This window comes from Psychrobacter sp. CX97 (assembly GCF_057396285.1).
The window spans coordinates 19,844-41,890 of the sequence record NZ_JBXYJE010000012.1 but is presented as its reverse complement, the minus strand read 5'-3'; the positions used below and the strand labels follow the sequence as shown (position 1 = coordinate 41,890).

General features: G+C 42.2%; 20 protein-coding genes. 11 read left to right on the top strand and 9 right to left on the bottom strand.

Annotated features, from left to right (window positions below; all coding sequences use genetic code 11):
- The first annotated feature begins 146 nt into the window (after nt 1-146).
- The 6 genes from AC2SLL_RS10085 to mmsB all read left to right on the top strand — a co-directional run bounded on the left by AC2SLL_RS10085 (nt 147) and on the right by mmsB (nt 8,193).
- Nucleotides 147-1,535: a GntP family permease gene (locus AC2SLL_RS10085; protein ID WP_486531565.1), complete on the top strand. Its 1,389-nt coding sequence runs from the start codon at nt 147-149 to the stop codon at nt 1,533-1,535.
- Between the two features lie 261 nt (nt 1,536-1,796).
- Nucleotides 1,797-3,284 (top strand): CoA-acylating methylmalonate-semialdehyde dehydrogenase, encoded by a 1,488-nt coding sequence (locus AC2SLL_RS10080; protein ID WP_486531564.1) that lies wholly within the window; start codon nt 1,797-1,799, stop codon nt 3,282-3,284.
- Nucleotides 3,285-3,633: 349 nt separating this feature from the next.
- The gene (locus tag AC2SLL_RS10075; RefSeq protein ID WP_486531563.1) at nt 3,634-4,806 is read left to right on the top strand and encodes an acyl-CoA dehydrogenase family protein; all 1,173 of its coding nucleotides are present in this window, start codon (nt 3,634-3,636) and stop codon (nt 4,804-4,806) included.
- A gap of 44 nt (nt 4,807-4,850) precedes the next feature.
- Nucleotides 4,851-5,633 carry an enoyl-CoA hydratase gene (locus AC2SLL_RS10070; protein ID WP_486531562.1) on the top strand — a complete coding sequence of 261 codons (783 nt, stop codon included), beginning with the start codon at nt 4,851-4,853 and terminating at the stop codon, nt 5,631-5,633.
- A gap of 322 nt (nt 5,634-5,955) precedes the next feature.
- Nucleotides 5,956-7,185, top strand: a complete 1,230-nt coding sequence (locus tag AC2SLL_RS10065; RefSeq protein ID WP_486531561.1) for an enoyl-CoA hydratase/isomerase family protein — start codon at nt 5,956-5,958, stop codon at nt 7,183-7,185.
- Between the two features lie 72 nt (nt 7,186-7,257).
- Nucleotides 7,258-8,193, top strand: a complete 936-nt coding sequence (mmsB, locus tag AC2SLL_RS10060) for a 3-hydroxyisobutyrate dehydrogenase (RefSeq protein WP_486531560.1) — start codon at nt 7,258-7,260, stop codon at nt 8,191-8,193.
- Between the two features lie 304 nt (nt 8,194-8,497).
- On the opposite strand, the gene AC2SLL_RS10055 is transcribed toward mmsB, so the two are convergent.
- The 3 genes from AC2SLL_RS10055 to argS all read right to left on the bottom strand — a co-directional run bounded on the left by AC2SLL_RS10055 (nt 8,498) and on the right by argS (nt 12,186).
- Nucleotides 8,498-9,250, bottom strand: coding sequence for an IclR family transcriptional regulator (locus AC2SLL_RS10055; RefSeq protein WP_486531559.1), 753 nt, complete (start codon nt 9,248-9,250; stop codon nt 8,498-8,500).
- A gap of 42 nt (nt 9,251-9,292) precedes the next feature.
- A complete protein-coding gene (locus AC2SLL_RS10050) occupies nt 9,293-10,120 on the bottom strand; it encodes an SPOR domain-containing protein (protein ID WP_486531558.1) in 828 nt (275 codons plus the stop codon).
- A gap of 230 nt (nt 10,121-10,350) precedes the next feature.
- Nucleotides 10,351-12,186 carry an arginine--tRNA ligase gene (argS, locus tag AC2SLL_RS10045; RefSeq protein WP_486531557.1) on the bottom strand — a complete coding sequence of 612 codons (1,836 nt, stop codon included), beginning with the start codon at nt 12,184-12,186 and terminating at the stop codon, nt 10,351-10,353.
- Between the two features lie 248 nt (nt 12,187-12,434).
- On the opposite strand from argS, the gene AC2SLL_RS10040 reads away from it, so the two are divergent.
- Entirely contained in the window at nt 12,435-12,665 is a 231-nt protein-coding gene (locus AC2SLL_RS10040) for a DUF2788 domain-containing protein (protein ID WP_486531556.1), read from the top strand.
- Nucleotides 12,666-12,867: 202 nt separating this feature from the next.
- On the opposite strand, the gene cmoB is transcribed toward AC2SLL_RS10040, so the two are convergent.
- Nucleotides 12,868-13,929, bottom strand: a complete 1,062-nt coding sequence (gene cmoB / locus AC2SLL_RS10035; protein WP_486531555.1) for a tRNA 5-methoxyuridine(34)/uridine 5-oxyacetic acid(34) synthase CmoB — start codon at nt 13,927-13,929, stop codon at nt 12,868-12,870.
- 409 nt (nt 13,930-14,338) lie between these two features.
- Complete coding sequence (gene cmoA, locus AC2SLL_RS10030; RefSeq protein ID WP_486531613.1) at nt 14,339-15,115, bottom strand: carboxy-S-adenosyl-L-methionine synthase CmoA; 777 nt, start codon at nt 15,113-15,115, stop codon at nt 14,339-14,341.
- Nucleotides 15,116-15,286: 171 nt separating this feature from the next.
- On the opposite strand from cmoA, the gene msrA reads away from it, so the two are divergent.
- The 4 genes from msrA to AC2SLL_RS10010 all read left to right on the top strand — a co-directional run bounded on the left by msrA (nt 15,287) and on the right by AC2SLL_RS10010 (nt 18,469).
- Complete coding sequence (msrA, locus tag AC2SLL_RS10025; protein ID WP_486531554.1) at nt 15,287-15,814, top strand: peptide-methionine (S)-S-oxide reductase MsrA; 528 nt, start codon at nt 15,287-15,289, stop codon at nt 15,812-15,814.
- 155 nt (nt 15,815-15,969) lie between these two features.
- Nucleotides 15,970-16,686 carry a class I SAM-dependent methyltransferase gene (locus AC2SLL_RS10020; protein WP_486531553.1) on the top strand — a complete coding sequence of 239 codons (717 nt, stop codon included), beginning with the start codon at nt 15,970-15,972 and terminating at the stop codon, nt 16,684-16,686.
- Between the two features lie 87 nt (nt 16,687-16,773).
- Complete coding sequence (locus AC2SLL_RS10015; protein WP_486531552.1) at nt 16,774-17,832, top strand: D-hexose-6-phosphate mutarotase; 1,059 nt, start codon at nt 16,774-16,776, stop codon at nt 17,830-17,832.
- Nucleotides 17,813-18,469 (top strand): hypothetical protein, encoded by a 657-nt coding sequence (locus AC2SLL_RS10010; protein WP_486531551.1) that lies wholly within the window; start codon nt 17,813-17,815, stop codon nt 18,467-18,469. Before AC2SLL_RS10015 ends, AC2SLL_RS10010 begins: the two co-directional genes overlap by 20 nt.
- A gap of 229 nt (nt 18,470-18,698) precedes the next feature.
- Here the strand turns inward: AC2SLL_RS10010 and AC2SLL_RS10005 are convergent, their stop codons facing one another.
- From AC2SLL_RS10005 to AC2SLL_RS09990, 4 genes are read right to left on the bottom strand one after another with little or no spacing between them, the layout of a single operon-like run.
- Nucleotides 18,699-19,826, bottom strand: coding sequence for a ThiF family adenylyltransferase (locus AC2SLL_RS10005; RefSeq protein WP_486531550.1), 1,128 nt, complete (start codon nt 19,824-19,826; stop codon nt 18,699-18,701).
- A gap of 4 nt (nt 19,827-19,830) precedes the next feature.
- Nucleotides 19,831-20,661, bottom strand: coding sequence for a thiazole synthase (locus tag AC2SLL_RS10000; RefSeq protein WP_486531549.1), 831 nt, complete (start codon nt 20,659-20,661; stop codon nt 19,831-19,833).
- Between the two features lies 1 nt (nt 20,662).
- Nucleotides 20,663-20,866, bottom strand: coding sequence for a sulfur carrier protein ThiS (gene thiS / locus AC2SLL_RS09995; RefSeq protein ID WP_486531548.1), 204 nt, complete (start codon nt 20,864-20,866; stop codon nt 20,663-20,665).
- On the bottom strand, nt 20,847-21,875 hold the full coding sequence (locus tag AC2SLL_RS09990) for an FAD-dependent oxidoreductase (protein ID WP_486531547.1): 1,029 nt from the start codon (nt 21,873-21,875) through the stop codon (nt 20,847-20,849). The genes thiS and AC2SLL_RS09990 overlap by 20 nt, the downstream gene beginning before the upstream one ends.
- Nucleotides 21,876-22,047: the final 172 nt, after the last annotated feature.

The following is a 22,047-nucleotide window of genomic DNA, read 5'->3' as shown; positions in this document are numbered from 1 at the left end:
ACTATTAAAATGCACACTGTAAATGATTCATATATTTCCTAACTTCAAGGTAATTCTATTTTACTAGTGGCTAATTATTTAACGCCTCTAAAACTAGATAGCCCTGAGAAATACTTTACTTCTACATTTTTGCAAGGAAGCAATAAATGACCATTTTCGCGATTGTTTTATCTCTTGGTCTGCTGATGTATTTTGCCTATAAAGGGGTTAGTGTGCTAATACTAGCACCTATTCTCGCATTGCTTGCCGTCGTTTTAAGCGGTCAAGCAAACGAATCAATGGGCATTTATACTCAAGTATTTATGAAAGGCATGGGTAGTTTTGCTGTTAAATATTTCCCATTATTTATACTTGGTGCCATCTTCGGAAAGTTAATGGAAGATTCAGGATATGCCTATAGCATCGCCAAAAGTATCGTCGATAAGTTAGGCAGTCATCATGCGTTACTCGCTATTGTGTTAGCGTGTGCCATTTTAACCTATGGCGGTGTTTCCGTTTTTGTCGTCGCATTTGCAGTCTACCCAATTGCAGCAGCCTTATTTAAAGAAGCAAATATTCCTAAGCGTCTTATTCCCGGTGCCATTAGTATCGGTGCATTTACGTTTACTATGACCGCACTACCGGGCACACCCGCCATTCACAATGCCATTCCCATGCCCTACTTTCAAACCGATGCCTTTGCGGCACCCGGCATTGGCATCATTGCTGCTGTCATAATGTTAGGCGGAGGTATGCTTTGGATGAATTATCAGCTTCGCAAAGCTAAATCCGCAGATGAAGGCTATGGTAGCCATATCCTAAACGAAAAAGACTTTGATGTATCCGGCAAAGTCCAAAACTTTTGGCTCGCTTTACTCCCTATTGTTATCGTGGTAGTCGGCAACTATCTTTTCTCAAAAATAATCATACCTATGTGGGACAACAGCTATTTAGCGGGAGAACAGTTTGGCGGAGTGGAGATTAGTTCATTAATCGGGATTTGGTCTATCATTATTTCACTCGCCATTGCCTGCCTTTTTGTTATTATCCTAAACTTTTCTAGAATTAAAAGTTTATCGGAGACCCTAAACGAAGGAGCAATGGGATCATTATTGCCAATATTTAATACCGCATCTGAAGTTGGCTACGGTTCAGTAATAGCGAGCTTAGCGGGATTTGCGGTTATACAGCATTTCTTAATGGGTATCGCCTCAAGTAACCCTCTTATTTCAGAAGCCATTATCATAAACGTATTGGCAGGTATTACAGGATCAGCCTCTGGTGGTTTGGGAATTGCCTTAGAGGTCATGGGTGAAAATTATATGCTTTTGGCCCAACAGTACAATATCAATCCTGAACTAATGCATCGCATTGCTTCGTTGGCTTGCGGTGGCTTAGATGCCCTACCGCATAATGGCGCCGTTATTACCATGCTGACAATCTGTGGTCTAACCCATAAACAGTCCTATGTTGATGTCTTTATTACAGCCGTCGTCGTTCCTATTTTGGCAACTATTGCGGTTATCATACTAGGCACTATGTTTGGCTCTTTTTAAAAATACAATGAAAAGAAAGTTACAAACACATAAGTCACTAAATTTTAAAAAATAACAACGCTATTTATAAAAATTTCCTTGTAAAATGATTTTATATGTATCATTATTTACTAAATTTATTCATTTAATTTCAATAATCTCAATGATATCAGGTCTAATATCATGAGACTTAGTTTAATAAGATTAGTGTAACAAGACTTGGCTTTATATCATTATTTATAAAGAACTAAAACTTTAACAGTTAAAAGATAAGGACATCCTATGCAACAAGTAAAACAACTCATTAACGGTCAATTTATTGACTCAAAAACGCAACAGTGGATTGAGCTAACCGATCCAGCTACCCAAGAAGTCATTGCTAAAGTGCCTCAAACTACCGATGATGAAATTAATGAAGCAGTAGCAGCAGCTAAGGAAGCGTTTAAAACGTGGCGCAAGACCCCTATCTCTACTCGTGCCCGTATTTTCTTAACTTATCAAGCACTTATCCGTGAACATATGGATGAGCTTGCCGAGCTACTAACATCAGAGCAAGGTAAAACTATCGCCGATGCTCGTGGCGATGTGTTCCGTGGATTAGAAGTGGTCGAGCATGCTGCTGCTATTGGCAACTTACAACAAGGCGACTTTGTTGAAAATGTAGGCAGTGGCGTCGATACTTATAGTATTTGGCAACCACTGGGCGTTTGCGCTGGTATTACCCCCTTTAATTTCCCCGCCATGATTCCGTTATGGATGTTCCCGATGGCTATTGCCACTGGTAATACCTTTATATTAAAACCTTCAGAACAAGACCCAATGGTAACCATGCGTTTGGTTGAGCTTGCTGTTGAAGCAGGCGTGCCTAAGGGCGTTTTAAATGTGGTGCATGGTGCCAAACCTACGGTTGATGCGATATGTAATCATCCTGATATCAAAGCGGTATCTTTTGTGGGATCAAGCCATGTGGGCCGTCATGTATATGACCTTGCTAGCAAGGCTGGAAAGCGCGTACAGTGTATGATGGGTGCAAAAAACCATGCGGTTATCCTACCTGATGCGAATAAAGAACAAACCCTAAATCAATTGGCTGGCGCAGCATTTGGCGCAGCAGGTCAGCGCTGTATGGCATTGCCTGTTGTTGTGCTTGTTGGTGAGGCCAAACAGTGGGTAAATGACATCAAGGCTAAGGCAGAAACACTGGTGGTTGCAGCGGGTAAAGATGACAAAGATTTAGGGCCGCTAATTAGTAAATCCGCCAAAGAGCGTGTTGAAGGTTTGATTCAATCAGGTGTGGATGAAGGTGCTAACCTAATTTTAGATGGTCGTGGCGTGGTCGTCGAAGGTTATGAGAATGGTAACTTTGTTGGTCCTACCATCTTTGATAATGTCACTACTGACATGCAGATTTATACGCAAGAAATCTTTGGCCCGGTCATGTGTATCATGCATGTCGATTCTCTAGATGATGCCATTGAGCTAGTCAATGCCAATCCATATGGTAATGGTACCGCAATCTTTACCCAGTCTGGTGCGGCAGCGCATAAGTTCCAGCAAGATATTGATGTTGGTCAAGTCGGTATTAATTTACCCATTCCTGTGCCACTACCTATGTTCTCATTCTCAGGCTCTCGTGGCAGCAAACTTGGCGATTTAGGCCCTTATGGTAAGCAAGCAGTGCAGTTCTATACCCAAACCAAAACTGTTACCGCCCGTTGGTTTGATGATGAGGCCAGTAAAGGTAAAGTAAATACGACTATTTCGATGTAAACATCGGCTATATTCTGCTAGAACGAAATAGCTTTTTTAGCGATAGATTGAAGAAAAATAGTTCTGGATAATTTAGAATATGCTTATTAATGAAAAGTAACTTTTATGAATCAGCTGTTTATGAATCAGCTGTTGACGAGTAGCTTAAAAGAGGTATTTCTTTACAAGTGGCTTGTTGAAAAACAGCTACCAAAAGACAGTCTTTGAAAGAGCAACTTTAGAAAAATATCTGTCAAAATTTGTTGCCCACTGTTCATTATTAGCATTGATTATTAGCATTGATTCAATTGTTTTTTATCAGCTAATCCTATTAATTAACCTTGGGCAGCACCTCTATATAGGACACTTCATGGATTTTAAATTAAATGATGATCAATTAGCATTTCAACAAGCAGCCCGTCAGTTTGCAATAAAAGAACTAAGACCCAACGCCGCAGAATGGGATAGAAATAGCCATTTCCCCATTGATGTGATTAAAAAAACAGGCGAATTGGGCTTTCTGGGCCTGTACACCAATCCAGACTATGGCGGATTAGGACTACCCCGTCTTGACTCTGCTATTGTTTTTGAAGAACTGGCGTGGGGGGACACATCTGTCGCATCCTATATCAGTATTCATAATATGGTTACATGGATGATTGGCGAGTATGCGAAAGATGACATACGTAGTGAAATTATACCTAAATTAGTGAGTGGCGAGCTTTTAAGTAGCTATTGCTTGACCGAGCCTAATGCAGGTTCTGACGCAGGATCCCTAACCACAAAAGCAGTAAAAGAAGGCAGTGGCGATGACAGCTATTATATCTTAAACGGTGAGAAAACCTTTATTTCAGGTGCTGGCTCTACTGATATTTTAGTGGTCATGACTCGTACTGGTGCTGAGGGCCCAAAAGGTGTTTCTGCTCTGGTAGTCGATGCCCATAGTGAAGGTATTAGCTATGGTAAAAACGAGCACAAGATGGGCTGGAAATCTCAACCCACCCGTACCATCCATTTTAAAAATGTAAAAGTACCTGCTAAAAACTTACTGGGTAATGAGGGCGAAGGCTTTAAGTTTGCCATGAAGGGCTTAGATGGCGGTCGTATCAACATTGGTATTTGTGCAGTTGGCACCGCACAGTCGGCATTAGAAACAGCCTTAAACTATGTACAAGAGCGCAAGCAATTTGGCAGTACGCTTGCAGAATTACAATCCGTTCAGTTTAAGCTGGCAGATATGCTGACGCAAACGGTAGCTGCACGTCAAATGCTATACCTTGCGGCAAGCAAAGTTGATAGCAATGATGCGAATGCCACCACTTTTTGCGCGATGGCAAAACGCCTCGCTACCGATTTAAGTTTTGATGTGGCTAATCAAGCGTTACAGCTGCATGGTGGTTATGGCTATCTGAATGAATATCCGCTTGAACGACATGTGCGTGACCTACGCGTGCATCAAATACTTGAAGGGACAAACGAGATTATGCGAGTAATCGTTTCTCGTAAAATGATGGCAGACGATGCGCTAATGAGCTTACGTTAGACTATAAATCATATAGAAACTATATAATAAACAAAAGGTGCAACATGACAACTTATACAAACCTAGACCTATCCATTGACGGTCATATCGCCACATTAACACTGAACAATCCGCCAGCTCACACATGGACTTATGACAGTCTTATGTCATTAAAACAGCTTGTAGAAGACTTAAACAAGAATGATGAGGTTTATGCCTTAGTCGTGCATGGGGATGGTGAGAAATTCTTTTCAGCAGGGGCAGACTTAAACAGTTTTGCTGATGGCGAAAAAGGCAATGCAATTTCTATGGCTATCGCTTTTGGCGAAGCGTTTGAAGCCTTATCAAACTACCGCGGAGTAACAATTGCCGCAATTAACGGCTATGCCATGGGTGGTGGATTAGAAACTGCATTAGCTTGTGATATTCGTATCGCTGAGGCGCATGCAGTAATGGCGTTACCTGAAGCCAGTGTAGGCTTGCTACCTTGTGCCGGCGGTACACAAAACTTACCCTTGTTAGTCGGTGAAGGCTGGGCAAAACGTATGATTCTGTGTGGCGAGCGAGTGGATGCTGAAACAGCATTACGCATTGGCTTAGTCGAGGAAGTAGTAGAAAAAGGAGAAGGGGTTAACGCTGCTCTTGATCTTGCTAAAAAAGTTGCTAAACAATCACCTGTTGCCGTAACTTATTCAAAGCAACTTATTCAAGCCGGTAGACATCAACCTATTGCAAAGAACTTAATCAACGAACGTGAAGCATTTGTTAAGTTGTTTGATACAGCTGATCAAGCTGAAGGAGTTAATGCATTTTTAGAGAAACGTAAGCCAACATGGAAAAACAAGTAGATTAAGCGAGATATCTTAAGTTAAATCGTTGAAATCATTTATATTTAACCCCTTCATTAATATCAGTAATGATCTTAATATGATCTTGATATATAGGTAGGGGTTAGTTAAGCGCCAGCTTATTGGTTTACATACATGCTATTTTAGAGACCACATTAATTAAAGTGTATGATTAAAAAAAGAATGATTAGCCATAAGCCAAATAAGTAAAAGTGCTGTATTGAGTAGAGTAAACGCATTTAATAACCCTACTCTCATGTTGGAATAGTATGATTTTTACCAAAGATCTTTTTTAATTCAACCGTTTAAAATGGTAACCTATATGCAAAACGATTCTAGCCCAACTTCTATCAACGATGACTCTGTATTATTTCACACCTACCCAACCGATTGCGGACACCTCATAGGTGAAATGACTTTAAACTCACCAAAATCACTCAATGCATTGAGTGTAGATATGTGTGAGCGGATGGCAAGTCAACTAGCGCAGTGGCAACAAAATGAAAAGGTTGTTGCTGTATTGCTAAGAGGTAGTGGCGACAAAGCATTTTGTGCAGGTGGTGATATCCGTAAACTATATGACAGCATGGTAGATCATCCACCCTCGCCAAATCCCTATGCCACTGAGTTTTTTAGTACAGAGTACGATTTGTATCGACAGATGCACTTTTATACTAAACCCCTTATTTTATGGGGCAATGGTATTGTCATGGGTGGCGGTATGGGTCTTATGGCGGGTTGTAGCCATCGCGTTGTTACTGAAACCACAAAGTTTGCCATGCCAGAAATAACCATTGGTTTGTTCCCAGATGCTACAGGAAGCTGGTTTTTACAACGTATGCCCGCCAAGTCGGGATTGTTTTTAGGTTTGACTGGCGCTATGTGTAACGCAAGTGATGCGCTACTGGTTAATCTTGCGGAATACGCTATATCGAGTGAGAGTTATGAGCAAATGGTTAAAGCGTTAACCTCAACATCGTGGCACAGCGATTCTGTAAAGCCAGACACGGCGCATATCATTACAAGCCGCTGTTTAGCAACGCTATCAAGCTCCACTAAAGTTGATTTAAAGCCAAGTAAACTGGCCCAATACTGGCAACCCATTCATAAATTAATGACTACTGGGGGGCTAAAAGATATTGATGCTGTATTACAAGATGACAGCAAACTACACCAGTTAGACTCAGACTTTGCTGAAGATAAATGGACTCAAAGAGCAGTGGCAACGTATCGACACGGGTGCCCAGTATCAGCAGCATTAACTCACGCGCTGTATGAGCGTGTCAGTAATTTATCACTTGAGCAGGTGTTATACTTAGAAACAAACGTGGCTGTTCACTGTGCCAATAATCCAGATTTCCAAGAAGGTGTACGGGCCCTGCTTATTGATAAAGATAGAAACCCAAGCTGGTCTCGAACACTTGATGAGTGTTTAACTGCTGAGGGGCAGCAGTACATTGCCAATCATTTCAGTAACCCTTATCCCGAGGCAGCCCACCCGTTTACTAGTTGGCTAAGTGCCGATGCTTTTGGTAATAAAGTGGTTCGATAAGCTAGCCACCCGGTAATTAAACTCATTAATCTTCAATTTATTTTCATCCTATATTCATCAGGGAGTGATGACATGACAACCAATAACAATACGCATATTGCCTTTATTGGCCTAGGTAACATGGGTGGCCCCATGGCTAAAAACCTATTGCAGAGTGGCTATCAAGTTACTGTATTTGACTTATCTGATACGGCCCAGCAAGCTCTAGAAGAAATAGGCGCTAAGATATCCAATTCGCCACAGGAAGCGGTTAGAGGCGCTCAAGTTGTTATCAGTATGTTGCCTGCCGGCAAACACGTAAAAAGCGTTTATTTAGGCGACTCAGAAAGCGGTAAGCTAACTGAAGATGGCTTACTCAATCATTTAGAAAAAGGTACTTTAGTGATTGATAGTAGCACCATTGCAGCGGCAGACGCCCGTATTGTTGCTGAGAATGTGCAAGCACTTGATATAGAGTTTATGGATGCTCCAGTCTCGGGAGGAACAGCAGGTGCAGCAGCAGGCACGCTTACGTTTATCGTTGGGGGCGATGCCGACACCTTTAAACGTGCTAAACCCATACTGAGTGCCATGGGCAAAAATATTTTCCATGCGGGGTCTCATGGTGCAGGTCAGGTTGCCAAAATATGTAACAACATGCTGCTTGGCGTACTCATGAGCGGGACCTCTGAGGCGATAAACCTTGGCGTGCAAAATGGCCTAGACCCCAAAGTGTTATCGGATATTATGTTGCAAAGTTCAGGTCGCAACTGGACACTTGAGGTTTATAACCCCTACCCTAACGTATCCGCTGATGTACCTTCAAGCAAGGGCTATACAGGCGGTTTCATGAGTAAACTTATGCACAAAGACTTAAACCTAGCCTTACAAACAGCTAAAGACACAGGTGTTGATGTCCCCATGGGTACTAAGGCAATGGAACTGTATGATGAACATATTGAAGCACATGGTAATAAAGACTTTTCAAGCATCATAGCCCGTTTTGATAAAAGTCTTTTGAATAAATAAGTTAACTATAGTCAACGCGGTTTGTTATCGCCGTTGAGTTATAAGAATAGTAAACGCTTATAATAGCTGCGGGTTAAAAAAAAGCTCATATCGAATCGATATGAGCTTTTTTATACAAATCCAAAAGGGCATATATAATCTAACCCATTTAACCTGACTTTAAGGAAACCCAGCGCAGCCTATGCAGTAAAATGGCTAGCAAGGGTGACACCATAGTATTTAAAATTAGTTAGATTATACATCAGTGTGACAAAACCCATGGTCAATATGTCTAAACTAAGCGGCTATTAGAAATATATTAACCCTACAAATCATAGAGTAACGCCTTTATATCGCTTGCTGCTCTTTGTAACCTTGGTACCATATTGAGTAAATCATCAACCGACACACGAATAGTCGGTGCATGCACATATAAAGAGGCGACGTAACGCTCTTTTTTATCTAAAATAGGAACTGCGACAGCCACCATTTCAGAAATAAACTCTTCGTTATCAACACTTATGCCTGTTTTTGCAAAGTCATCAAGCTCTGCATTTAATTTATCTGCTTCTACAATGGTATTTTTAGTAAACCTATCGAGCGACATATTATTTAGCATTTTTTTGCGGCTGCGCTGAGACAACTGACTTAAATACAATTTACCGGTAGCCGTACACCACATGGGCGATTTTGCGCCTACAGGTAAATTAATTTGAATAGGCAGCTTGGTTTTTACTCTATTGGTATAAATCATATGCATATTATGAGGCACACCAATTCCACAAGTCTCTTTGACATCACTGACTAAACGCTCAAGCACCACCTGCCGCTCACCGTAAAATTGACGCTGTTGCCATAACTCTACACTTAAGTCTCTGACTCGCCTGCCCGCAATGATACCACCACCGATATCTACAGCGACATAGCCCTCATCTATGAGCTGCTGTAATAAGCGGTGAATCGTTGGTTTAGGTATATCAAGGTCTTGGGATAACTCTAAAGGCGTTATTGGCTTTGCCGAATAAGAGACGGCTTCAATAATTTGTAAGACACGGGTAATCGAGGAAACTTTAGGCATAACACACTCAAACTCTTTAGATTATTGATTGTAATAAGAATACTAGCGACGTTGCTCAACAATCAAAGAGTCTATGCCATTATTCTGTAGCTTTTGCTGTGCGGAGATGACCGTTTGGCGACTATTCATTGGTGAGGATATTACCTGATAAAACACTTGACCATTAGCCATTTTAGTTTTAACAACTCTTGCATCTACTCCTGCCATTAAAACTTGAGCGCGGCGTTTATCAGCCTCTTGTGCGCTACTAAAACTATTGATCTGTAAAATATAAGTCTGTTTCGGTGCGGTGGCCTTAATCGAAGCTGAGGAAGCACCCACTTGCGAACGACTGCTATTCCCAGCACCTTGTGCATTTTGATTAGCAGCATTACTAGGATTGTCGTTCATTGGCTCATCATAGGTGCCTTCTTCCTCAACAATAACCATTTCTTGCTCGCCATCTGCCGCCTGTGGGCTTTGAGACTGCATCGGATCACGTATGATATCTTCAGAGATACCATAGTTATCTGGGTCTTTACTCGTATTATTATCAGTGCGGGGTTCGGTCACTACCACGTCTGGTTCAAGCTCAGCACCATTATTACTGGGCTCTATACTCACTATCGCTTCGTCTGGAATACTGGTAATTTCTTGTTCAGGCAGTAATTCATAAAATTCATAATCATCAGATTCAGATTCTGGCTGATTGATAGGCGCTACGGTTCGCTCTTCAGGTGTACCCGTTGAACCCATATCAATTGGATTAAATAGATACAAAGCAAGGCCTATCATCAAAGTTAGAATCGCCCCAACAAACATCCACAATAAACCTGATGCTCCACTGCTCTTTCTCTTTTCTGTCGCACCCTTTGGTTTTTTTGCTAACATCCACTCTCTCCGTTTTTGAAACTGTCTACTGGTTACTATCTAACTTTAGCATGATTAACTTTAGCATTATTAACGTTAACAATCCAAGCCGAAAATAGCAGTTTGCCTTCCTATCTATTTTACTTACGCCATTGTATATAACCCATCTTTGATCTTTTATTTAGGCCATCATCATGCCAATATATCAGACAACTGCAAGTTAATTTACCAGTCATTTAATTGACAACTTACTACATGCTTGTTGGTGCGGATAGCCCAAGCAGATTTAACCCATTAGCAATCACTTGGCGTACCGCTTTTGACAGACGCAGACGAGCCTGCATCAGTGACAGCTCCTCTTCACTTGGTATCTCATCAGCAATAATACTGACTGGTAGAATACGATTATCGTTATACCAACCATGGAACAATGCTGCTAAATCTTTAAGATAATTGGTCAAAACATGTGGCTCATAGCCTATTGCCGCACGTTTTAACGTCGCAGGGTATGCAGCCAATAATTTTATCAACTCACTTTCAGCCTCGGTCGTCAACAGCTGTTGATGGGCAGCACCTTTAGCATCATCGACTGTAAAACCTTTGTCGACAAGCTTTTCTAGAACACTGCACACGCGGGCATGTGCATATTGGATGTAATACACGACGTTGTCTTTGCTTTGTGATTTGGCAAGTTCTAAATCAAAATCAATATGTACTTCTGGTTTACGCGCCACATAGTAGAAGCGTGCTGCATCGTTGCCGACCTCATGACGCAGTTCACGTAATGTCACAAACTTGCCTGAACGTGATGACATTTGAATTTTTTCATCGCCACGCCATAGTGCCACAAACTGAACCAAGATAACTTCTAGACGTGTCTCATCAATACCTAGGGCAGTTAGCGCTGCTTTTACCCGAGGAATATAACCATGATGGTCTGCACCCCAAACATTAATGACCGTATCAAATCCGCGTTCAAACTTATTTTTGTGGTAAGCAATATCAGAGGCAAAGTAGGTAGTCAAGCCATTAGCACGGCGCACTACTCGGTCTTTCTCATCGCCAAATTCGGTTGATTTAAACCAGGTGTTGCCATCCTTTTCGTATAAGTAGCCTTTTTTATCAAGTTCAGCCAAAACCGGCTCAATGTCATCAGCAATGGACTTTTCACTAAACCAATTTTGAAAATGTACGCCAAAGTCGCCTAGGTCATCTTTGATATCATCCAAAATGGTATTGAGTGCCGCATTTAGAAACAGCTCATAACCGTCATGACCTAATAGTTTTTTGCTATTGGCAATCAGTCCATCAATGTGCGCATTTTTATCGCCAGATACCAAGACTTCCTCGCCATCGGCGCCATCAAGTTCAAATTTAGCATCTTCGGCCACACTGTCACTAATGTCAGCATAGGCATGTACATATTTAGCACCATGCTCATCTTTAACAGACTTAGCAATGTCAGACACATAATCGCCTTTGTAGCCATTCACTGGAAACGTTAACTTCTCTCCATTCAGCTGTAGATAACGCATATACGTACTGGTTGCCAATATATCCATTTGACGGCCAGCATCGTTGACATAATACTCGCGAGTTACCTCATAGCCCACCGCTTCAAGCAAATTTGCCACGCTCATGCCAAATGCAGCACCACGCCCATGACCGACGTGTAAGCTTGAAGTTGGGTTAGCAGAAACAAACTCAACTTGAATCTTCTTGCCCGCAAAATCATTGGTTAACCCATATCGCTCATGTTTATTAAATATGGCGTCCAACACGGCAAACTTAGCATCGCTGTTTAAAAATATATTAATAAAACCCGGTCCTGCCACTTCAAACTTAGCAATACTATCGTTATCGGGCACCGCTTGAATCAGCTGTTCTGCTAAGGCACGAGGGTTGATTTTAGCCGCTTTTGCTGCGGTTAGTGCGATATTACAAGCGTAATCCCCATGTTCAGGATTTTTACTGCGGGTAATTTGACTATGATTTTCCCAACCTTCTGGCAAAACATGGTTTGCAATGAGTGAACTAACGGCAGTGTTAAATAACGACGCAATTTCATCAATTTGAGCTTGTGACATAATTTAATAAACTCTAGTAGGTGTTTAAGTAAGTAATCAGTTAAATATTTACAATAATTTGTGTTAGCGATAGGCTGTTATCAACAGTTGGGGCAAATATTTTTAGCAAACCTGTTAATATATCAAGGTTTGGCTTACATTACCATACTCTTACAACTATGTTAATTTGTAGCGATGTACCTTTCTTCATAGAATTGCCATCTGTGACTGCTTATAATAGTATCAAACCACATTAACGGGACTGATTTATGATTGCTACCCTCTTTGCTGTATCTGCTGACACCATTACCAGTTTAGGCTTATATATTCTCTTGCCTATTTTTATTGGTACGCTGGTTTTCATTATGTTTGACATCTCTAAAAAATCAAATGCAGGTAAAGCAGGGACTTTCTGGATCTTTTTAGCACTGGGTGCAGGATTTGCTGGCTTTATTTTGAAATTAATACTTGAATTTGTATTTGACCGTTGGGTATTGTAACGGTTTAATCACTGCCTATTTTTTCTACTTCTCTACCCTCCTATTATAAAGTATATAGATAATGGAGAAGAACGTTGCAAAGCTTTTAAGGTTCTACAGCCTCCTATATGCAGCTCCTACCTATATGTAGCTATAGTTACTTACACTTTGCATAAGTGATACTCATAAAAGTCAGATGAATGACGCTTGTAATGCATGACGCTTATTTAGTAGCAATCAAGGTTGCTCGCATTGGTGCAGGATAGCCTTCCACTGTTTTAGTCGAATCATTCGGGTCTAAAAAGTCTTTCAGCGATTGATAAGTCATCCACTCCGTTGCCCGTTGTTCATCGACGGACGTTACATCAACATCGACACATGTCACATCACTAAACCCAACCTTCTCAAGCCAGCCTATCAAGGCATCAACTGACGGAATGAAGTACACATTGTTCATTTTGGCATAGCGGTCATGCGGTACTAATACCGTATTTTTATCTCCTTCAACTACTAAGGTTTCTAATACCAGTTGCCCACCTTTAATCAGCTGATTTTTTAGCTGATTGAGGTGCTCAAAAGGCGATTGACGATGATATAACACCCCCATACAAAACACCGTATCAAATAACTGATTGCCTTGGTCGGAGCTGGCTGGCAAGTCCTCTAACCCGACTGGAATATAATGGGTACGATACCCTACCCCAGTCTTGCCAATATCCTTATCCGCATCAAAACCACCGACAAAATGGCGAATCGCCATAAACTGATGATAAAACAAACATGACGGATCAATCACAATTACCTGTTTAGCACCTGCTCCTGCCATACGCCAACCGTGATAGCCAGATCCACCGCCCACATCCAGCACATAACGCCCTTCAAGCGTACCAATATGAGTAGCAATACGCTGCCATTTCCAATCACTGTGCCATTCGGTGTCTATATAAACCTTGTTCTTACCTGACCCAATTTGAAACGGCCCTTTGCGCCACGGCATCAATTGTTTCATCAATGCCTGTATCTGCTTACCTTGTCCGACGGTCAACTCAGCATCAATGGTTAACACATCACTGCTTAAATCGACACTTTTGGCATCGATTTTCGGGAGATTTTCAACAGAAGACAAATAAGCAGGGGCATGCGCATATCGACGCTTGTCTTTGATATCGCTGAGCCATTTTGGCAGGTGTGCCAACCATTCGTTGGCAATAGGACGATACTTCGCTCGTCCTATTAAGGCAAGATAGAGCTCACGTTCGGCAGTGGCGATGGTTTGGTTTGTCATAGGTAGGTCATTATGTCTTTGAATGTAAGATGGCTATTATAAAATATAGTATAGTAATGGCTAAATTTCTAATAATAACAGTAAAAATGCAAGACTAAAAAAGCATAGCCTCGGTATCGTCGTTCCGTCAAAGGGGAGAAATATGCGAGTCATCATTAGGCGTTTCTTTAATAGCTATGTCCGCCCCTCGTCCCTCGGGAAGAGCAGGCATCGGCATAAATTTTAGACTTTATTTAAGATGTTGGGGGCGGCAAGCCCCACCCAACCTACAAATGGAGTATGAATTTAAGAATATCACAAAGTTGGTGTCGAGGTACGTAACCCAACAACTTTTTATATTAAGATAATATTCTTCTATTAACTCCTAACCATGTCGCAATAGTTGTCTTGGGAGCTGTTTATCCCCAACCTACTTAAACGCCACCATCGATGCAAAGTTTAAAAACTGAAACCACGTTAAACTACGGTTAAAGCCGACTTCTGCCAGGCGTTTGTGATGGGCATCTAAGGTGTCGGTGATGAGTACGTTTTCTAAGGCATTGCGTTTGCCACTAATCTCAAGCTCGCTATAGCCATTGGCACGTTTGAAGTCGTAATAGCGCTCAACCAGCCAAGCGTCATCTTGCTCATCACCAGTGTGGTTTTTTTCGGTAAGTACCAAAATACCGCTGTCATTTAGGGCGTTGTAGACGGCTTGTAGGACTTGCGTTCTATCTTCAGGCGGTAAAAACTGCAAGGTAAGATTTAATATCACCATGTCACAAGGCTCAAACTTAAGCTCGCGGATGTCTGCGGTAATGACGTCGATGTCATGTTCAGGATAATTGTCGTGGAGTAGCGTTGCGGCTTTTTTGGTCATGGCAGGAGAGATGTCCACTGCTTTGATTTGCAATTCGTCTGGGGCAAATCCGCCAGTGTCATTGAGTAATGCCATCGTCGCACCGCCCAATGAACAGCCCAAATCATAAACACGGCTGACACGCTGCCCGTCATCATTGGTCTGCCCAAACTGACAGTGACGTTTGGCAAATATGGGCAACATGGCGAGCATCTGCCCGTAACCGGGCACACTACGTCGTATCATATCAGGGAAGCAGGCCACCACTTGTTCATCGAAAGAAAACCGAGCGGCTTTGTCGAGCGGTGTTGTGAAGACGTTGTCGTAAACCACAGTATCTTTAGCCATATTTTCGCTATCAATGGCTGGGCGCTTAACGTCGGCATCTACTGTATTAGACATATTGAGTCTCTTATTCACTGTTGAACACGCTGTATTATATCATTACTGTTTTTAACTTATTGGCAGTTTGTATTTTGATAGAATTAAGACCAAGCTAATTAATTACAAGGATAACTTATGCAAACATTAGTATTAGGTGGCGGTTGCTTTTGGTGCACCGAATCTGTCTTTCAATCGGTAAAAGGGGTCGAAGAAGTTACCTCAGGCTATATGGGTGGTGATGAAGCCTCGGCCAATTACAAAGATGTGTGTACGGGAGAGACGGATCATATCGAAGTGGTACGAGTTGATTTTGATGAGTCTGTCGTGCCGTTAGAGGTCATATTGGATATCTTTTTTGCTACACATGACCCCACCACACGGGACCGCCAAGGTAATGATGTGGGCAGTCAATATCGCTCAGTGGTGTTTTATACCGATGAAGAAAAACAAAAACCGACCATCGATAGAGTGATTGGTAAGCTGCGGGATGAGCTGGGTCTGAATGTGGTCACAGAAGTACAACCTGTGCATGAATTTTACGCTGCAGAAGACTATCATCAAGACTATTTTAATAAGAACCCAACCCAAGGCTACTGCCAAGCGGTTATCCCACCTAAGCTAGGCAAGCTGCGTAAAGAGTTTAAACAGTATATGGTGAAATAAGTCACTACTATTATCGGCAAAGGCTGGGGTTATTGATAATAACGCCAGCCTTTTTTTGACTTTAAAATTAGCCCTATACTTATCAAAATTCGGTACAATTAAAAAGAATCGTTTAATACCCTTAAACCTTATACCAATTTAATAAGAGCCCCAATATGACTCCTGACTTTTGGCAAGATAAATGGCAAAGTAAACAAATAGGCTTTAATCAATCGGAGCCAAATTCACTACTTACTAAACACTTTTCAACGCTTAACCTTGCGCCTAAGAGCCGAGTTTTCGTGCCATTGTGCGGCAAAAGTATTGATATGGTTTGGCTGGCAGAGCAAGGCTATGATGTTGTGGGTGTTGAGCTAATTGAAACGGCGGTGGTTGAGTTTTTTGAAGAAAATGCCATTGTTTCGTCTATTACCCAACATCCCAAACATCCTGATATCAAAATTTATAAGGGAAGCTATGGGGGTGAAACCATTACTATCTGGGTGGCTGATATTTTTAAATTGACGGCTCAAGATATCGGTCAGGTCGATGCTATTTATGATCGAGCGGCGCTAGTCGCTCTGCCTGATGATGGTGCGGACGCTTTGAACAATCATTCGCTACGAGTACGGTATACCCAGCATTTAATGTCTATAACGAAATGTGCAGATCAGTTATTATTAACCTTTGGTTTGGGGGATGAGTTTGAAGATAAATATGACAAAATATCTGGTCCGCCCTTTTTTATCACTAAGGCCAAGATACATTCGTATTATGCAGACAGCTATACCATAGACATAGCAGAAGAACAGCAAGCGCCAGCGCTCACTACGAAAGGTAGACCCTATTTAAATATTGCTTGGGTTTTAACCACTAAATTCACAAGCCGCTAAACTTATAAACCACTATACTTGCAAACTACTAGACGCTAAGACTAAGTACTTAATCAAACTCCTTAATACCTACTTAAAAGAGGTTGTATGGCTACCCAAACATCCCTTCCCAATGTACAACTGCATCACCATAAAATAGATGAGCTTGACACAGTCACTATAACGGGTAAGGACTATCGAGCTGTGGTGTTATTGCAAGGTGCTCAGCTGATTCATTTTTCTAATAATAAAGTTGATGAGGACGGGTTAGAGGACGGCTTAAAGGATGACGCTGAAGTTAGGAATACAAGTTGCTCCATAAATTCTCCAGACAACTGGTTATGGGTCAGTAACAAAGCCGAATATAAACAGGGTGAGTCAGTTCGGGGCGGTGTGCCTATATGTTGGCCCGTCTTTGGGCAATTTAATGCCAATCCACAAGCTGTAATAGATAGCTTTAAACACTGCCTCCTCGACTTAACTCAACACGGTTATGCCCGTGTGCTGCCCTTTATGCTTGATAGCTTTCAGCCATCGGTTAGGATTAACACAACAGGTATTAAAGACGAAACCGATAAAAGCGCAATTCTTGAAACACTGGGGGAGACTTCACAGCTGATTTTGAATTTGCAACAGTCTGCCACAATTACCCCACATCTTGATTTAAAAGTGCAGTTTAATTTTAGTCAGCAAGGCTTTGCCATTACCTTGATTACTCAAAATAATAGTGATGATACGGTTCACTTTTCTCAGGCATTGCATACTTATCTGCCGACTGAAGATATTAAGCAAACGTCGATTACTGGCTTTGGTGGCATACCTTATAGCGATACCTTAGATCACTGGCATACCAAGACTCAGGAAGGTAATATCACATTTGCAAGCGAGGTAGATCGTATTTATCACAGCGCTCCGGATATTACTTTAAACACGCCAGCGCAGACTTATCATCTTCATGCCGAAGGTAGCAATAGCACGGTTGTTTGGAACCCTTGGATTGAGACCGCAAAAAAAGTGTCTCAGTTTGCCGAAGATGACTATCAGCGTATGTTGTGTATTGAGACGGCCAATACCCATTTGGATGTGGTGACCTTAGAGGCTGGAGAGGTGCATAATATGTCTGTCAAAATACAGCGCAATACATATAATGAAGCCTACAACCAATAACACACATTCGTTGTTACCCTCGACAGTCGGTATCGCCCTACTTTCACTAAGCTCTATCGCACAAGCCTGCTTACCTGCATCGCCTCATGATGTGTTTATAGGTAGACTAAATACGTCAGATACTCAATCTATCTCTTCAATACCCGATCATCAAACAACCTTCCCCATATTAACAGTGGATAAGTCTAAGTTTGTCTTTCGTCCCTTTAACTGGTTGTCTTTATTTCAATCAATCGATGGTTGGCAAACCAGACTACCGTTAGACCGCCTGCATGATGACAGTTTGATCATAGGTCTAGCATATGATGCCAATGGTGGAGACGATAAAAATATTTATACCATTGAAAATTTTGCACTTTTAACCTGCAATAACAATATTATTTCTGTTAGCGAGCCTGTGACCAAACACTACGGATGGAATAGAGAAAACGAGAGTTGTCGTCATGATGACCCTACAGGTGTGGGTCTGTTAGATGGCTTTATGGATAATGATGAGGCATATTATCTCAGGAAGCTACAAGAGAAATATCCCACTTGTGCAAAGTTGGAAGCGGCTTTTCCCAACATTAATGATTCTGCCAATGCTACCCCCAGTTTGACGATTTGGAATAGGGTTAAGGGGTGGTTTGGTTTTTGATATTTGAGAAAATTTAAACACTACTCTCTTAAAACTTACCTAAAGGTTATCGCTGATAGAATATAAGTAACTAACTTTAGAATTTTAGATCTGTCTGCTTTATCAAAGTTACCATAGCACGTTAAGCGTAACTTTTAAACTTCATGGTTTGTCTTCCTACCTTCAAAGCCTATTACCCTGAATAAGGGACTAAACTTAGGCAAGTTTTAGGAAAAGTGATAAAAAACCATCACAACCAAACCGCCACGTTATCAAAGCCCGATTGTAAGGAGCTATCCGCCACCATTAACGCCCGCTGACCACTCATACAAGTAAATACCAAGCGTTTATCTTTGGGGAGTTGTTTTAGCTGTTCTGGGTGCATGAGCACCTCACTTACTGGCAAATGCTGATGGCAAAACTTGGGCGACTGTTCAACTTCAGCAAGGCTACGCACATCAACTACCCAGTCTTGACTGCTCTGCTTATTATGATGTTTGTTTTGCGATTTATGGATGTCCGCTTCAGCAATAATACGCACATAATTATCAGGCTCTGGCGCACCAGTGAAATCAATAATGGTTTGGCGATAGCGCCATAAATCCATGCTTAATAGCCGCCCTGCAAGCTGTTGCTCATCGCCTAAAATGACCTTTATGACTTCTTGCGCTTGTAGCGTTCCCATAATGCCTGCTGCCGTACCAATCACGCCGACACTGTTACAATCTTGACCAACAGGGGGTGGATTAGGAAACACCGCTCGCATACTTGGGCAAGCCGAGCCCTCGCTTTTAGATGAATTCAATACAGTTGACGGCAAGGTTGAATGGCAAAACACACCCACATAACCTGTTACGCCCATAACCGACGCTGATATTAATGGTTTGCTATGCTGTATACAGTAATCACTGAGCATATAGCTTATGGCAAAGTTGTCTGTCGCATCCACTATTATTTCGGCATCTGATAATAATGCTGTTATATTATCCGCATTAATTCTTTGCGCATGTTTAACAACATCAATGTCACTATTTAGCTCTGTCAGGGTGCGATGAGCAGCATCAACCTTTAATAGTCCTACATCACTTTCACGATACAACACTTGACGATGTAAATTGGTTAAGCTAACGCTATCATGATCAATTAAGGTAAGCTTTCCCACGCCTGCCCCCGCCAAAAAAATGCTGGCGGGACAACCCAGGCCGCCCATACCGACAATAGCCACATGGCTTGTTATCAGCTTTGTTTGCCCTTGTATACCTAGTTGCGATACCATCATTTGACGTTGGTAGCGCTCTAAATTATCAGCAACATTGGCACTATTTTTTATGCCATTTAAAATTGGGCTATCGGGCTTGAGCTGAGGGGCAATACTCATCACTTTATTCTTCAAACTCATTAAACCAAAATGGCGTACCAATAATGGGGGTAGAAGGACTTGCCATATCGCGAGGCAAAATTGGTGTTGATTGGTAAGCCTGCCTGCCTGATGTGATTGCACTGGCAAAGGCAGTTGCCATGGTAATGGGATTACCAGATTTAGCCACTGCTGTATTGAGCAGAACGGCATCATAGCCCATTTCCATCGCTTGGCAAGCTTGAGAGGGCAAACCAATACCAGCATCAATAATTAAAGGGACATCTGGGAAATACGCCCGCAAAGTCTGCAAAGCTTTGGGGTTTTGTAGGCCTTGACCACTACCAATCGGAGCACCCCATGGCATGAGCACCTCACACCCAGCTTGTAATAACTTTTCTGCCACGATTAAATCGTCAGTGGTGTAAGGGAGCACTTGAAAGCCGTCATCGCTGAGTATTTTCGCAGCCTCGACTAACGCAAAAACATTGGGCTGCAAGGTATCTTCATTGCCAATCAGCTCGAGCTTAATACGCGGGGTATTAAATAACTCACGTGCCATATGTGCCGTGGTTACCGCTTCTTGCACAGTACGACAGCCTGCCGTGTTGGGCAAGATATGGGCATTTGTTTGTTTTATGAGGTTCCAAAACTGTTGCCCTGCCCCGTCGGCACCGGCTTCTCGTCTGACCGATACCGTAATCATCTGAGTACCAGACATGGCAATGGCATCGCTGAGTATTTTAGGTGAGGGGTATTGCGCCGTACCCAATAATAGACGGCTGTCTAAACTAAGGTCATACAGCTTTAATACATCGTTTTCTGCGTCAGCTTGACCATTACCATTGGCTTGCATGCTAACCTCCTTGCATGGGTGCAACAACTTCGACTTGGTCGCCGTCACTAATAGGCTGGCACTCTCGAGATGCTTTGGCGATAAACTTGCCATTAACTGCCGTAGCAACATGGCTGTTTGCCTCAAAACCTTGCTCCAATAACACCTCTAGCAGCGTGTTGGCTTCGGTTTGAATGGGTGTTCCGTTAAATTGAATAGTCATCATAAATTAAAGAGCTTTTTTGTTGGTAAATGATAAAATCGCTAACAATTTTGGCGAAGGCTGGAGACAGCAAGTACCCGTGGCGATACATACCATTAACCAGCAAATGCCTACCTTGTTTTATAATTTTTGGTAGATTGTCAGGATAGGCAGGACGAACATCAACGCCAATCTCAACAATTTCCGACTGTGAAAATGCAGGGTTAACCGCATAAACTGCTGACAACAGCTCCAAAACCGACCTCACTGAGGCACGCTCCCGTGAAGCACTTTCAATCATGGTTGCACCCAACATGAACTGACTGTTAGCACGGGGCACAAGATAAATTGGGATACGAGGGTGCAGTAAGCGCACAGGGCGAGATAATTCAAGCTCTGGGTTATAAAGATGCAACATCTCTCCGCGTACGCCTCGTAAGTCAGGCAAATCGGAACGTGCACTATAACCTCGACAGTCCAGCAACCAGCCTCCCTGCTGATTTGCTTTTTTAGCCAGCTCTTTTATCTCCGTATCACTAAGCGTAGTATCTGCTATCACTTCAGCATTAGCCTTGATTTTTCTCCACAGCGCACGTAACACTTGCCGCGGCTCAATATGTGCTTCGGTTGGATAAAACAGCGCATCACGATGTTGATGTAATATAGGCTCTAAACTATGAAGCTCATTGGCATCTATCTTTCGCCACTGCTCGGTACGCTGTGCAAAGTGAGTCAGCATATTTTGGTCACGGTTTGGCGAAATAACCAGCGTTCCATTTGCGGCGTAGTCGCAGCCCTCATTATTCTCACAAAATGACTGCCAGTACTGCATCGAAACATCAGATAACTCGCCAACCAACGGCTCAGCTGATTCCATTTCACAATAAGGAGCAAGCATACCACCTGCCCACCACGAGCATAAACTCTCATCCACACCTTTACTGGCTGTGATAACGCTTACCTCTTGTCCAGCATCAATCAGCATATCAGCACAAGTTAATCCGGCGACGCCTGTTCCTATTATTGTAATCATCTTATTTTATACTTTTAGGTTATATGCCCAGCCTCATTTTGAGTATTGGCAACAATGACTTTTGTTAGGTTCATTTCAATGAATCACGAGCAGGTAAACTGCTATGTTCATGACGTCATCCTATCTCGCATAATGACACAATCATAACTCAACACTTTTTTATAACATGGTT

Excerpts from the sequence above, each read along its gene's own strand:
- AC2SLL_RS10050 (WP_486531558.1), bottom strand. The coding sequence starts at position 10,120 with ATGTTAGCAAAAAAACCAAAGGGTGCGACAGAAAAGAGAAAGAGCAGT.
- mmsB (WP_486531560.1), top strand. The coding sequence starts at position 7,258 with ATGACAACCAATAACAATACGCATATTGCCTTTATTGGCCTAGGTAAC.
- AC2SLL_RS10015 (WP_486531552.1), top strand. The coding sequence starts at position 16,774 with ATGGCTACCCAAACATCCCTTCCCAATGTACAACTGCATCACCATAAA.
- msrA (WP_486531554.1), top strand. The coding sequence starts at position 15,287 with ATGCAAACATTAGTATTAGGTGGCGGTTGCTTTTGGTGCACCGAATCT.
- cmoB (WP_486531555.1), bottom strand. The coding sequence starts at position 13,929 with ATGACAAACCAAACCATCGCCACTGCCGAACGTGAGCTCTATCTTGCC.
- AC2SLL_RS09990 (WP_486531547.1), bottom strand. The coding sequence starts at position 21,875 with ATGATTACAATAATAGGAACAGGCGTCGCCGGATTAACTTGTGCTGAT.
- AC2SLL_RS10065 (WP_486531561.1), top strand. The coding sequence starts at position 5,956 with ATGCAAAACGATTCTAGCCCAACTTCTATCAACGATGACTCTGTATTA.
- AC2SLL_RS10010 (WP_486531551.1), top strand. The coding sequence starts at position 17,813 with ATGAAGCCTACAACCAATAACACACATTCGTTGTTACCCTCGACAGTC.
- thiS (WP_486531548.1), bottom strand. The coding sequence starts at position 20,866 with ATGATGACTATTCAATTTAACGGAACACCCATTCAAACCGAAGCCAAC.
- AC2SLL_RS10040 (WP_486531556.1), top strand. The coding sequence starts at position 12,435 with ATGATTGCTACCCTCTTTGCTGTATCTGCTGACACCATTACCAGTTTA.
- AC2SLL_RS10055 (WP_486531559.1), bottom strand. The coding sequence starts at position 9,250 with ATGCCTAAAGTTTCCTCGATTACCCGTGTCTTACAAATTATTGAAGCC.
- cmoA (WP_486531613.1), bottom strand. The coding sequence starts at position 15,115 with ATGGCTAAAGATACTGTGGTTTACGACAACGTCTTCACAACACCGCTC.
- AC2SLL_RS10085 (WP_486531565.1), top strand. The coding sequence starts at position 147 with ATGACCATTTTCGCGATTGTTTTATCTCTTGGTCTGCTGATGTATTTT.
- AC2SLL_RS10000 (WP_486531549.1), bottom strand. The coding sequence starts at position 20,661 with ATGCAAGCCAATGGTAATGGTCAAGCTGACGCAGAAAACGATGTATTA.
- argS (WP_486531557.1), bottom strand. The coding sequence starts at position 12,186 with ATGTCACAAGCTCAAATTGATGAAATTGCGTCGTTATTTAACACTGCC.
- AC2SLL_RS10020 (WP_486531553.1), top strand. The coding sequence starts at position 15,970 with ATGACTCCTGACTTTTGGCAAGATAAATGGCAAAGTAAACAAATAGGC.
- AC2SLL_RS10080 (WP_486531564.1), top strand. The coding sequence starts at position 1,797 with ATGCAACAAGTAAAACAACTCATTAACGGTCAATTTATTGACTCAAAA.
- AC2SLL_RS10070 (WP_486531562.1), top strand. The coding sequence starts at position 4,851 with ATGACAACTTATACAAACCTAGACCTATCCATTGACGGTCATATCGCC.
- AC2SLL_RS10005 (WP_486531550.1), bottom strand. The coding sequence starts at position 19,826 with ATGAGTATTGCCCCTCAGCTCAAGCCCGATAGCCCAATTTTAAATGGC.
- AC2SLL_RS10075 (WP_486531563.1), top strand. The coding sequence starts at position 3,634 with ATGGATTTTAAATTAAATGATGATCAATTAGCATTTCAACAAGCAGCC.